This window comes from Texcoconibacillus texcoconensis (assembly GCF_014202575.1).
Lineage (GTDB): Bacteria > Bacillota > Bacilli > Bacillales > Salisediminibacteriaceae > Texcoconibacillus > Texcoconibacillus texcoconensis.
In genome coordinates this window covers 36,893-49,609 of sequence record NZ_JACHHB010000016.1, presented here as the reverse complement: position 1 = coordinate 49,609, position 12,717 = coordinate 36,893, and the positions used below count along the sequence as shown (strand labels likewise).

Genomic DNA, 12,717 nt, shown 5'->3' with positions numbered 1-12,717 from the left:
GGATGAAAAAAGTTCATTTTTTACAATCGATTCATGTAAAAATCGTCATTATTTACGTTTTGCTCATTCTTGTTGCGATGCAAGTTATCGGTGTTTATTTCACGAGACAGCTTGAAGATCAGCTCGTGACGAACTTTTTTGAAATGATCGATGATCGGGCAGATTTACTTTCCTATAATGTTGAGCAGGAAATGATTGCAGACCGCGATGACGATGACCCATCTTTACAAGCGTCGATTGACTCTTTGTTAAATGAGTTTTTTAATATTGAACAAGCAAAAGCGCAAGTCATTGATGAAAATAATGTGGTTGTTAGCACATCCGATTTTACAGAACGTCATATTGTCGGACAAAGAACAACCAATGTTTTAGTCAAACGAGCATTAGTTGGTACACCTGATGAAGATATTGTTCGTGAGCCACAAACGGGGCATCGAATGCGCGTACTAGCGACACCTGTTTCTTCTGAGGACCAGACGATAGGCGCGATTTACATCCAAGCATCAATGGAAGAAATATACGATGAAATGCAACAAATCAATCAAATATTAATGACTGGTACGATGATTGCTTTAGGTATTACTGCTCTCTTAGGGATTTTATTATCACGAACGATCACACGTCCGATTGTTGATATGAAAAGGCAAACCGTATCCTTAGGTGAAGGTGATTACTCACGAAACGTAACAGTATATGGGGCAGATGAAATCGGCCAACTTGCAACATCATTCAACGATTTAAGTGATAAACTTCAAGATGCTCAAGCAACAACAGAGGAAGAGCGTCGCAAATTAAGCTCTGTGCTCGCGAATATGACTGACGGGGTCATGGCAACAGACCGTGGGGGCCGTGTCATTTTAATGAACCGACGAGCAGAGGAAATTTTGAATACGACAAACGAAGAAGGCATCGAATATCCGATTACAGATCTCCTTCATATCGAAGGGGTCACCATTGAAGACATGTATCAAATGGACGAGCCTTTACTGCTCGACTTTAGCGGTATTGACCAGGAATTTGTTGTGGAAGCAAACATTTCTACAGTCACCCAAGAAAATGGAGAGAAAAACGGACTTATTGTTGTTTTACACGACGTCACTGAGCAAGAAAAGGTAGAACAAGAACGCCGTGAATTTGTTGCCAATGTCTCACATGAGCTGCGCACACCACTGACATCGATGAAAAGTTATTTAGAAGCACTGGATGACGGGGCGTTATATGATCCGGAAATTGCACCAAGGTTTCTGCATGTAACTCAAAATGAAACAGAACGAATGATCCGTCTCGTTAATGATTTATTGCAGCTATCGAAAATGGATAGTAAAGACTATCAAATTAACGAGAAGACGTTAGACCTTGTTACGTTTGCCAACCAAATTGTTGATCGGTTTGAAATGTCTACAAAACATGCATCGATCCAATTTAAGCGTAAATTTCCAAATAAACCTGTAAAAGTTCAAGCAGATCACGATAAGCTAACCCAAGTGTTTGATAACACGATCTCCAATGCGATTAAATACTCTCCAGAAGGAGGAGCGGTCGTTTGTACAATTAAACAAGAAGCACATCGCGTCGTTGTAAGTGTTCGTGATGAAGGTGTAGGAATCCCTAAAGAAAATATTCCGTATATTTTTGACCGCTTTTATCGTGTTGATAAAGCACGTGCACGAAGCTTAGGCGGTACAGGGTTAGGCTTAGCGATTGCCAAGGAAATTGTATTTGCTCACGGAGGATCAATTTGGGTAAGTAGTGATTGGGGGAAAGGTACAACAATGTTCTTTAGTCTCCCTTATGATGATGGGACGGTGGAGGAAGCATGATCGAACATATTAAAACGGTTTTACTAACTGTTCTCATTTTAACGAGCGTTTATTTAACTTGGCTGATTTGGACGTATCAACCTGAATACCGTCTTTTGGAACCTACAGAGTATATAGAAAGTACAGAAATCGGTGAAGAGAAAGAAGTGACGGATATTGTACGTCCTAGAGAAATTGTTTTTCACGATGGAGTCAGACATGAATGGCTCATTCCAGGTGAAGATCATGTATCGATGTTTCTCGCTGAGTTAACAGAACTTGAAATCGAACAGTTAGTCACATCATCTTCTACCGCTGTCTCAATGTCACAACAAATCGGTGGCTTCGAGTTTATTTATCCTGCACCAATATACAGTGAAGATATTGAACAATTATTTGATATATCAGAAGAAGAGATGTCTATTTCAAAGGTTGATCGGATTGTTTTATTTGTTAATGAACAAAACGAACAAGCTGACGTGTCTATTCAATTCATTTCGTATGATGAAAAATCAGTTGTACAAGGAAAAACCGATATGACTTTCGAAGATCTAGAAGCTTTAAGGGCCAATGTTGAGAATGTTACAGTCCCAGCAAAAGCAGAGGTTTTTAACGAAAATGAAGAATCTGATATTGAAGAAATAAGTTATTTTCCTAGTGAACCGTTAGAAATGAAACGTTATACGTTTATGTCTAACGTCATTCAAGTCAAAACGTTTAAAGAACTGATGTTCAGCGATCCTGAACATGTTCAGCATTATTTTCAGGGAAATAGTGAAGAGTCTTTTAGTGATGGTAATCGAATATTGAATATCGAAAATGGCGGAGACGTCATTAATTATGTCCATCCCGTACTCAGTGATCCAGAACCAACTGAAGGGGATGGGATGGTTCAAGAAAGTTTGGATTTTGTAAATAGTCACGGAGGTTGGACAGATACGTATTTATACGATGATTACAACGTGTCAACTTACCATGAAAATGTGACATTTCGACTCTCGATTTCAGGTACACCCGTTTTAGGTTCGAATATAGGGGATGACCGTTTGTACACGATGAACTTGCAAAAGACGAGTGGTCGAATTGAAGAGTACACGAGACCTTTATTTGAACTAGAAGATGACCCGTTCGAGTTTGAAGAGAGTATTTCGCTATCACCAGCGACTGAAATCTTGAAAAAGTTAGATAAAAGTGAAGAAGTCGATATCGATTCAGTTGACGATATCCAAATAGGTCAACATATGACAAAACAACAGTCATTTCTGATTTTTCAGCCGCAATGGTTTATGAAATATCATGGCTCATGGCAACCAATTCCTGATTTAGATGAGTCAGAGCAAGAAGTCGCTGGGGAGGTATCAGTACGTGGATTGGAGTAAAGCAAAGACAATCTTTATTGTCACCTTCTTATTCCTCAACGTCTTTTTGTTTTATCAATTGATGGATAGACAAGAAGAACGGGATATGAATGTTTTATCAGAAGCGACAATACATGAGCGGCTTGAAGAAATGAATATTGAAATCAACATTGATGATTCAGAAGGAGTGGAAAGTGGGACTCATTTAACAGGGTCAGTACGGTCTTTCGATGAACAACAAGCCGCCATTTTAGAAGAGCAAGAGATAGAGATCATCAACGATGTGATTTTATATTCAAGACTAGACGACCCTTATTTATTAACATCTTCGAACATGTCAGCAAGTGTAAGATCATTTTTAAATGAAAACGTCATTTATGGAAGTGAGTATGAGCTTTCAGAATACGATGAAGATGAACAGGTGATCCGCCTACATCAAACGTTTGAAGATATTAAAATTCAACATTTTGATGCGAATCGCTATCACCTCGAAATCCATATCAATGATGATATGGAAGTGGAAGCTTATTACCAGACAAATATGTCTCTTAATGAACACGGACGAGAACAAGAAGTTCTCACACCAGTCAAAGCGATCGAAAATCTATTTAATGAGCAATTAATTCCCGAAAACACAGCGATTAATGATGTTGAATTAGGGTACTATAGCTTGTTTGAACCGATTGATGATATACAAATTTTTGCTCCAATGTGGCGTGTGAACGTTAATGGTAAAAATTATTACGTCAATGCAATAGATGGGGCCATTCAAAATTAAAATATTTACGATAGAGAAAATACTTGAATACAGGAGTGTATAGTAGATGAGTCTTCGATTTAGTGTATTAGCTAGTGGGAGCACTGGTAATGCGATATATGTTGAGTCTGAAAAAAAACGGTTGCTCATAGACGCTGGCCTTAGTGGAAAAAAGATCGAAGCTTCATTGAAACAAATCGAAGTCGATCCGAAAACCTTAGATGCGTTACTGATTAGTCATGAACATAGCGATCATATTAAAGGGGCTGGCATTATGGCACGTCGCTATGCTTTACCGATTTACGCCAATGGCCCAACGTGGAAAGCAATGGAAGGTCACCTCGGTGACCTTTCTTCTGAGCAATGTTTTACGTTCAGTACGGAATCGACGATGACGATTGGTGATATAGATATAGAATCATTTGGTGTTTCCCATGATGCGGCAGAACCGATGTTTTTCAATGTCCACCATGAGGGACAAAAGCTTTCAGTAGTAACAGACCTTGGATATGTAAGCGAACGAATTAAAGGAACTGTCCGTGGAGCAGATACTTTCATATTCGAGGCAAATCACGATATGGAAATGTTGAGAATGGGGAAATACCCTTGGAATGTGAAAAGGCGTATTCTCGGTGATCTCGGTCATATTTCTAATGAGGACGCAGGCCTTGCCCTAGGAGATTTGATCGGTGAGAAAGAGACCAATGTTTATCTTGCTCACTTAAGCAAAGATAATAACATGAAAGATCTTGCTCATATGACCGTGAAGCAAACGATGGAAAGCTTAGGTTTTCTCGTTGGGGACGGTTTACATTTATATGATACAGACCCTGTTCAACCAACTGCGCTTGCGAGCGTGTAAGTAAAGCGGAAGCTGTTTAAAAATATGTTTCTATGGGTATATTTTATATGTATAGAAAATGGTCAAAAGTCATGAATTTTGCTAGACGGAAAACAAACCACTCCAATAAAATAGAATCACAGGTTAAGCGAATGTTAGGTTGGGTAAGGAGGTATATAAGCGATGGGTTACTATGATGATCATGTTGATCCTTCACGGCAGCGCGAATCAAAAGATTCGAAAAGAACAGGCATCTATGCATTGCTATCTGGTATCTTAGGTGCATTAATCGTTGTGTTTTCTCTTCCATTCCTTGCAAACAGTGGTCTTCTTCCTTACGAAATCCTTCCTCAAGGAGAACAAGAAGCATCCAACCAAGAAGAGGGCCTGTTCAATGAGGAGATTGCTGAAACCTCAAATCCAGCGGTTGGTGTTTCAGTGAGTTCAGAAGTTACCGAAGCGGTTGAACGTGTTTCAGATGCTGTCGTAGGTGTTGTGAATGTCCGAGCAGTCCCTGATAGTTTTTTTGGTCCAGGACAAGAAGGTGAAGGAACAGGATCTGGTGTTGTTTATAAAAAGCAAGGAGATTCAGCGTACATCGTTACAAATCAACACGTCATTCAAGGCGCTAGTGAAATTGATATTACATTAGGTGACGGTAATCGAATCCCTGCAGAACTTATAGGCGAAGATGAATTGACCGATTTAGCTGTGTTACAAGTAGAGGCAGATAAGGTTGATACGGTTGCAGACTTTGGTGATTCCGATAGCCTGCAAGTAGGTGAACCAGCTATTGCTATTGGGAACCCACTAGCATTTGAAGGGACCGTTACGCTCGGTATTATTAGTGCTTTAGAAAGAAGCATTCCGATTGATTTAAGTGGGAACGGTCAAGCAGATTGGAATTCTGAAGTGTTACAAACCGATGCAGCGATCAATCCAGGAAACAGCGGCGGTGCACTCGTCAATATTACTGGAGAAGTTGTCGGGATTAATTCAATGAAAATTGCTCAACAAGCTGTAGAAGGGATTGGTTTTGCGATTCCTACATCAGTTGCACTACCAGTCATTGAAGATTTGGAAAACTACGGTGAAGTGCAGCGCCCTCAGCTTGGCGTACTGATTCGATCACTCAATGAACTGCCAAGTTTCCATTGGCAAAGCACATTACAACTACCTGAAGATGTAGAAGGTGGCGTATATCTAGAAGGCGTCGAACCAAATTCACCAGCAGATCGCGCCGACTTAACTGAAGGTGATGTCATCGTTGAAATGAACGATATAGAAATTAGAGATACGCACGATTTACGTAAGTTTTTATATACGGAAGCAGTGATCGGAGATACGATAGACATTCATTATTACCGAAATGGCGAACAACAATCTACACAAGTAACTTTAGAACAAACGAGCATGTAAAAAAACAATTCATGAGGACCTTTACGAAATCGGTTGTATTTATCCACAAAGACAGGGATAATATATCCGAAAGAGTAAAGGTCTTTTTTTAATGGAATAGATATGATTTATCCACAGTGGAAAAATGGGTATGTTAAAATAAAGAAGGACAAGTTTGCAAAAAGAAGGGAGACATCAACGTGTATTATAGTTGTAAAGAACACGTAGAAGAAGCAATAGATGAAGTTGTAGACCGTTATGGAGTAGCGCCAAAGATTGAGGAATTATCGAACACAGATCATTTATCCACAACATGTTCGTTTTGCGAGGAAGCGGCTAATTATAAGGTGAGCAACGAAACCCACAATTAACATGTGTATATGTGGATAACTTATGTGGATAACTTGTGGAGAAAGGATTTTAGGTTGTGAATATCTCAATTGTTACGGTCGGAAAATTGAAGGAAAAATACTTAAAACAAGGGATTGCTGAGTATGAAAAACGATTGCAACCTTATGCGAAAGTTCAAATCGTAGAAGTAGCTGATGAGAAAGCGCCAGAGACGTTGAGTGAAACGGAAGAAAAGCAAGTGAAGGATAAAGAGGGCGAACGTATATTGGGGAAAATTTCAGCCGATACATATGTGATTGCATTAGCGATTGAAGGAAAAACGTATTCATCAGAAAAATTTGCTCAAAAACTAGATCAACTAGCTACGTACGGAAAAAGTAAAGTCGCATTTGTGATAGGCGGTTCTCTCGGTTTAAGTGAAGATGTGTTAAAGCGGGCAGACGAGCAGTTTTCCTTTTCACCGCTGACATTTCCACACCAACTTATGCGGTTGATGTTGCTGGAACAAGTTTATCGTGCGTTTCGGATCAATCGGGGGGAACCGTACCATAAATAGAGGCGCGTTGACCAGTCTGTAAGAGAGAGTGAATTGAGTGAATTTGGCTAGGGACCTGATTGGCAGCCAAGAACCAGTCCGAAAAAGGGGTGACTTCGGACAGAAAGCAGCGAGAAAGCTGATAAACTGTCCGAAACAAGGGTGACTTCGGACAGAAAGCAGCGAGAAAGCCGATAAACTGTCCGAAAGTGGATTGACTTCGGACAGAAAGCAGCGAGGAAGCCAAAAAACTGTCCGAAACAAGGGTGACTTCGGACAGAAAGCAGCGAGAAAGCCAAAAAACTGTCCGAAATAAGGGTGACTTCGGACAGAAAGCAGCGAGAAAGCCAAAAAACTGTCCGAAAAAGGATTGACTTCGGACAGAAAACAGCGAGAAAGCCAAAAAACTGTCCGAAAAAGGATTGACTTCGGACAGAAAGCAGCGAGAAAGCCGATAAACTGTCCGAAACAAGGGTGACTTCGGACAGAAATCGAAGAGAAAGCCAAAAAACTGTCCGAAAGTGGATTGACTTCGGACAGAAAGCAGCGAGGAAGCCAAAAAACTGTCCGAAAAAGGATTGACTTCGGACAGAAAGCAGCGAGAAAGCCGATAAACTGTCCGAAACAAGGTTGACTTCGGACAGAAAGCAGCGAGAAAGCCAAAAAACTGTCCGAAAAAGGATTGACTTCGGACAGAAAGCAGCGAGAAAGCCAAAAAACTGTCCGAAAAAGGATTGACTTCGGACAGAAAACAGCGAGAAAGCCAAAAAACTGTCCGAAAAAGGATTGACTTCGGACAGAAAGCAGCGAGAAAGCCGATAAACTGTCCGAAACAAGGGTGACTTCGGACAGAAATCGAAGAGAAAGCCAAAAAACTGTCCGAAATACATCTATATCACCGTAATGATATAGAAAGATTAAAGGTCAACCAATACATATGACGATTTTTATTGATAATAAGTATCACTTGTGTTTCCCATTTTAGTATAGTTTTTCTTTAAAACCCTACGAATCGTCTTTTCACTTAAACCCGTATTGCACCAATCATAAATGCCTTTTGTTGTAACTTTTCGTTCTGGAAACAGTAGTTGGAATTCATGGACATTACGCAAAATTGAAGTCCTTATTGTTTCATGTTCACCACAATTTCTACATACAAAGTGTTTAGTTTTCGTGGAAATAAGATAGGATTTACATTTAGTACAATAAATCCCTTTTTTCAGATCGTCATAATGATAGTTAGGTAGTACATTAAATGGGTTCTTTGGTTGATGTAAGGAAATGAGTTTTTGGGCAAATTCTTTGTCCTTAGCATTTAGCTGTGAGGGTGTACGATTTAAGTCATTTATAAAACGAGTTACTTGGGCTGGTAATATAATGGGCTGGTTCATAGGAGCTTGATATAGGGTGAATTCAGGGTTAATAAAAATAATAGAGGATTCAACGAGATAAGTATATTTGAGGTTTTGCAGCAATTGGGAGAAAAGATTTTCACTTCTTTTTAGTTGGTTAACGGGATTCTTATATTCCCGGTCACTGTTTACTGAATAAAGCTTGTCTGACTCTAGGTAACAGTCACCTTCATGGTTTTTTATATCAAGAAGATGAATAATTCCCTGTGAAATAATCAATGTATCAATTTGAAAATACGAGTTGTTCACTTCCAGTAGTAAGTCATTTAAAACAAATTTATCTTCTTGAAAACTTTCAGTAAGCTTATCAAATTTCACCTCACCATCATAGCCTTTTTCGAGATTTAAATAACGAAACTTTTCCTTTTCATTTAACCTCATACGCGTATTCAAATAACGCATAATCATTAATTCATGGGATTCAGATCGCCTTTTTAGTAACATAGGTCACTCCTTTCTTATCTCTAAACTTATTTTACAATAAATGACCATCATTTTTTCCGCGAAATATGAATAATATGTAAATTTGTTAACTAGATTTATTGAGGTAGACTGATGAACTTAGTTGAATGCTAAGTTCATTTTGTTTTATTGTATTGAATGTATGGAGCTAAGTTTCAATATTATCGATCTCCTTCTTTAATTTCACATTTGATTGTGCTTTGTCCTCACAAAAAGAATAGTAGTTCCTTAATAAATAACTCTATATTCGTCTAAAATCAACCATGTTATACTAGTTGGTATATAATAGTAAGGAGTACAAAAAATGGACATAGATGTACTTTTATTAAATATATTATTTATTCTTCTTCCACTGTTTTTAATTTATATGATTTTTTCACTTCTACCAACGATGGGTAGTACATATAAAAGAGGTATTATTACCGTATTTTCTTTATTTTCGATTATCATGTGTATGCAATATACCATCGAGTTGGCTGATGGATTTTATTTTGATTTACGGACAATACCATTTACAATTACAGTATTGTATGCAGGATATAAGGTTGGTTTTTGGGTGTTGCTAGGAACATTGCTATATCGTTTCTCCCTTGGAGGCGATGGCTTTGTTGTCTCCCTCATTTTATATACTGCTATTTTTATTATTGTGGCGATGATCTCCAGGAAATTTTATCAATACTCTTTAAAAGTTAAGTTATTGCTGCCTATTTTCATGATGGTTTTCTTTCATTTAATCATGTTATTTAATTATACCTTAAACCTTCAATTAGATTTCTTGCTTTCACTTTCTGAATGGGTGATGTTAGCTTCTATCGTTATATTAGGGATTTTATTTGTTACTCTGTTAATTGAATTTCTAATTAAAATTAGCCGGATACAAGAAGAACTGATTCAGACAGAAAAATTAAGAGTCACTAGTGAATTATCTGCGAGTATTTCACATGAAGTGAAAAATCCTTTAACAGTAGCGAGAGGTTTTGTTCAATTGTTAATGGAAGACAAAGTACCAGTAGAAAAGCAAAAAACATACTTTAGTATGGTGATACAAGAGTTAGATCGTGCTAATCATATACTGTCAGATTATTTAACGTTTTCAAAGCCAAAAATGGAACAGGTTGAGAAGCTCAATTTAACAACTGAATTAAAAAAAGTTATTGAATTAATCAGGCCCTTAGCCACGATGAAAGGGATTGAATTAAACGTATCAATTGAAGATACGGGATTTATAAATGGAGATAAAGTTAAATTCCACCAATGTATGCTAAACGTTTTAAAAAATAGTGTTGAAGCGATGGAACAAGGTGGATGGCTAGAAGTGAAAACAAAACGTCATAAAAATAAATGTGAAATAACCGTTAAAGATAATGGAATTGGAATGACCCCAGATGAAGTTAACCGCTTAGGAACCCCTTATTACTCAACAAAGGATCAAGGAACAGGACTTGGAATGATGGTTGCTTTTAGTATTATTAAAGCAATGGAGGGAACGATTTTAATTCATAGTGAGTATGGAAAAGGAACGGAAATGATTTTCACACTTCCTTTAACACATAAAGAAATACAAGAATCTAAATAAGTTATTTTACGGTGAAATTGTTATTGTGAACCCTAACAAAGGTGATACATATAGAGGTTAGTTGCAGAATGATGAATGAAAGGGTGATGATGATATGTCGACAAATTCCCCATTTAAAGTTGCCAGTATTCAGTTTAACCCTAAAATCAATCGTCGTAATACTAATATAAGTTCACTAATTAAGTTAATACAGGAAGCGGCCGAGAATGGTGCGAAACTGATTGTTACTCCTGAAATGGCGACAACAGGATATCACTATTTGGATCGTTCTACGATTTCTCCTTACGTTGATACAATCCCTGGTTTTACAACGGCGAAACTTTCGCAAATTGCAAAGGAATACCAAACTTATATTGTTATCGGCATGGCGGAGTATGATATGACAAGTGGCTTATATTATAATTCTGCAGCTTTAGTAGGTCCTGAAGGTTATATCGGAAAATATCGAAAAATTCACCAATGGGTCATTGAAAATTATTGGTCTTGCTGGGGCGACCTTGGTTGTTCGGTTTTTGAAACGGAACTTGGAAATATCTCAATGATTATTTGCCAGGATTCAACGTATTTCGAATCAGCTAGACTGGCTGCTGTCAATGGAGCAGATATTTTGTGCTTTCCGACAAACTCTTCTGGTTCCTCCATCTCCCTTTTACAACATTGGGCAGAAATAAATGGACTTTATGTCATTAGTGCCAATCGCTCAAATACGGAGGAAGATTTCCATATGGTCGGTTTGAGTGCTGTATGGTCCCCTAAAGGCGAGAAGCTTGCAGAGTCACCTTATTCTGATATCGAAGACGAGTCCAAAGATAACCCTCAAATCCTCTATGCAGAGGTGGATCCATCGCTATATGTCAATTCTGCAAAAGAAAGAATTCTTGAAAGACGTATAGAAACTTATAAAGAACTCATGTTGTTTTTAGGCCCATGGGATTACACAAAAAACACAACATCACGGCACATTCATGCAGCATCTATTCAGTATGAACCAATAATAGGAGATAAGGATGCAAACTTAAAAAAAGTAAAAGAATTAATCTATGATCAAGTTAAAGATGATATCAATCTTATTGTTTTACCTGAACTGACACTCGTTGGTCCTCTTGAAACATCGAAGCAGAATGATATCGCACCATATTCAGAAACGGATGACGGACCATCAGTATTCGAAATGAAGAAGCTTGCTGAAGAAATAAAGACTTACTTAGTATTTGGTTTCGTTGAAAAATCAGGAGTGAAATTTTATAACACAGCCGTTTTAATAAGCCCTGATGGTGAAGTTATTGGGAAACATCGGAAAATTCATTTAAATAATTGGGATGAATCTTGGGCTACACCAGGTTATCAAATTTCTGTTACACCAGTAGATGGATTTGGTAGAGTTGGTATGATGATCGGATATGACGCTACTTTCCCTGAGGTAGCAGGTGTATTGGCAGTAAAACGAGCAGACCTGATTTGTATACCTTCTAGCTGGAGCGGTGAATATGGTACGGACATTAGTATGAATCAAAAAATATTCCCTAAGCCTTATCCTAATGGTGCGATTACAACTTGGGATGCAGTGGCTAAAGGGTCACAATCATATACAATCGTAGCGAACTTTGTAGGAACAAAACGTCATTACAAAGGAAGAAGCGGCATTTATAACTTAGATCAAAACTATTTAAACGATCAAACAGTTATAGCTTCTGAAAATCAAGAAGAAGTTTTAATGAATGATTTTAAAACAATGAAAACAGATTGGTGGTTAGACCAAGAGCGTCTCATCTTAACTCGGCGAACGGATTATTATAAAACACTCGTTACAAGCTTTCCTCCTATCATTTAGTTTCTAAATAAAGAGAAGCTTCTAGTTTTCCGACTATGATGAATAAAAGGGCTATCGTTTAGCAGCGGTGGCTCTTAAATCTTAGAATCAACTCATAAAATCTTCGTATACGAGTACTTTTTTCTAGTTTTCTGAAATAAAGTAAGTTAAACTTAAATAAATCAGAAAATTCCACCAAATGAAACTCGCATATTAAATACTTCCTGACGCCCAGTTTGAACATGAATTTTGAGAAAGCGCACATATTTGAGCGATAAAATGGAAATACTTGTATTGGTTGAAAATTGTATAAAAACCTCTATGGAATATTTATTAAACAATTCATTCACAGTAAAAAGTGTTTCAATCTATGGAAAATTCTGATAAAATAAAGTTAGAATGTATGTTTATCAGAAAA

Annotated in this window: 10 protein-coding genes; 9 read left to right on the top strand and 1 reads right to left on the bottom strand. The window is 37.8% G+C overall.

Going from position 1 to position 12,717, the window contains the following annotated elements; translation table 11 throughout:
- Nucleotides 1–2: 2 nt before the first annotated feature.
- The 7 genes from walK to rlmH all read left to right on the top strand — a co-directional run bounded on the left by walK (nucleotide 3) and on the right by rlmH (nucleotide 7,060).
- Complete coding sequence (gene walK, locus HNQ41_RS14515) at nucleotides 3–1,820, top strand: cell wall metabolism sensor histidine kinase WalK (protein WP_184665161.1); 1,818 nt, start codon at nucleotides 3–5, stop codon at nucleotides 1,818–1,820.
- Nucleotides 1,817–3,178, top strand: coding sequence for a YycH family regulatory protein (locus HNQ41_RS14510; protein ID WP_184665160.1), 1,362 nt, complete (start codon nucleotides 1,817–1,819; stop codon nucleotides 3,176–3,178). The genes walK and HNQ41_RS14510 overlap by 4 nt, the downstream gene beginning before the upstream one ends.
- Nucleotides 3,165–3,935 carry a two-component system regulatory protein YycI gene (locus HNQ41_RS14505; RefSeq protein ID WP_184665159.1) on the top strand — a complete coding sequence of 257 codons (771 nt, stop codon included), beginning with the start codon at nucleotides 3,165–3,167 and terminating at the stop codon, nucleotides 3,933–3,935. The genes HNQ41_RS14510 and HNQ41_RS14505 overlap by 14 nt, the downstream gene beginning before the upstream one ends.
- 46 nt (nucleotides 3,936–3,981) lie before the next feature.
- Nucleotides 3,982–4,776, top strand: coding sequence for an MBL fold metallo-hydrolase (locus HNQ41_RS14500; RefSeq protein ID WP_184665158.1), 795 nt, complete (start codon nucleotides 3,982–3,984; stop codon nucleotides 4,774–4,776).
- A gap of 162 nt (nucleotides 4,777–4,938) precedes the next feature.
- Nucleotides 4,939–6,174 (top strand): S1C family serine protease, encoded by a 1,236-nt coding sequence (locus HNQ41_RS14495; protein ID WP_184665157.1) that lies wholly within the window; start codon nucleotides 4,939–4,941, stop codon nucleotides 6,172–6,174.
- A gap of 179 nt (nucleotides 6,175–6,353) precedes the next feature.
- Nucleotides 6,354–6,524 carry a CxxH/CxxC protein gene (locus HNQ41_RS14490; protein ID WP_184665156.1) on the top strand — a complete coding sequence of 57 codons (171 nt, stop codon included), beginning with the start codon at nucleotides 6,354–6,356 and terminating at the stop codon, nucleotides 6,522–6,524.
- Nucleotides 6,525–6,580: 56 nt separating this feature from the next.
- Entirely contained in the window at nucleotides 6,581–7,060 is a 480-nt protein-coding gene (rlmH, locus tag HNQ41_RS14485) for a 23S rRNA (pseudouridine(1915)-N(3))-methyltransferase RlmH (protein ID WP_184665155.1), read from the top strand.
- 926 nt (nucleotides 7,061–7,986) lie between these two features.
- On the opposite strand, the gene HNQ41_RS14480 is transcribed toward rlmH, so the two are convergent.
- Nucleotides 7,987–8,895 carry a nuclease-related domain-containing protein gene (locus HNQ41_RS14480; protein WP_184665154.1) on the bottom strand — a complete coding sequence of 303 codons (909 nt, stop codon included), beginning with the start codon at nucleotides 8,893–8,895 and terminating at the stop codon, nucleotides 7,987–7,989.
- Nucleotides 8,896–9,217: 322 nt separating this feature from the next.
- Between HNQ41_RS14480 and HNQ41_RS14475 the strand changes: the two genes are divergently transcribed.
- Both HNQ41_RS14475 and HNQ41_RS14470 read left to right on the top strand, forming a co-directional pair.
- Entirely contained in the window at nucleotides 9,218–10,489 is a 1,272-nt protein-coding gene (locus HNQ41_RS14475) for an ATP-binding protein (protein WP_184665153.1), read from the top strand.
- 94 nt (nucleotides 10,490–10,583) lie between these two features.
- A complete protein-coding gene (locus tag HNQ41_RS14470; RefSeq protein ID WP_184665152.1) occupies nucleotides 10,584–12,320 on the top strand; it encodes a nitrilase-related carbon-nitrogen hydrolase in 1,737 nt (578 codons plus the stop codon).
- Nucleotides 12,321–12,717: the final 397 nt, after the last annotated feature.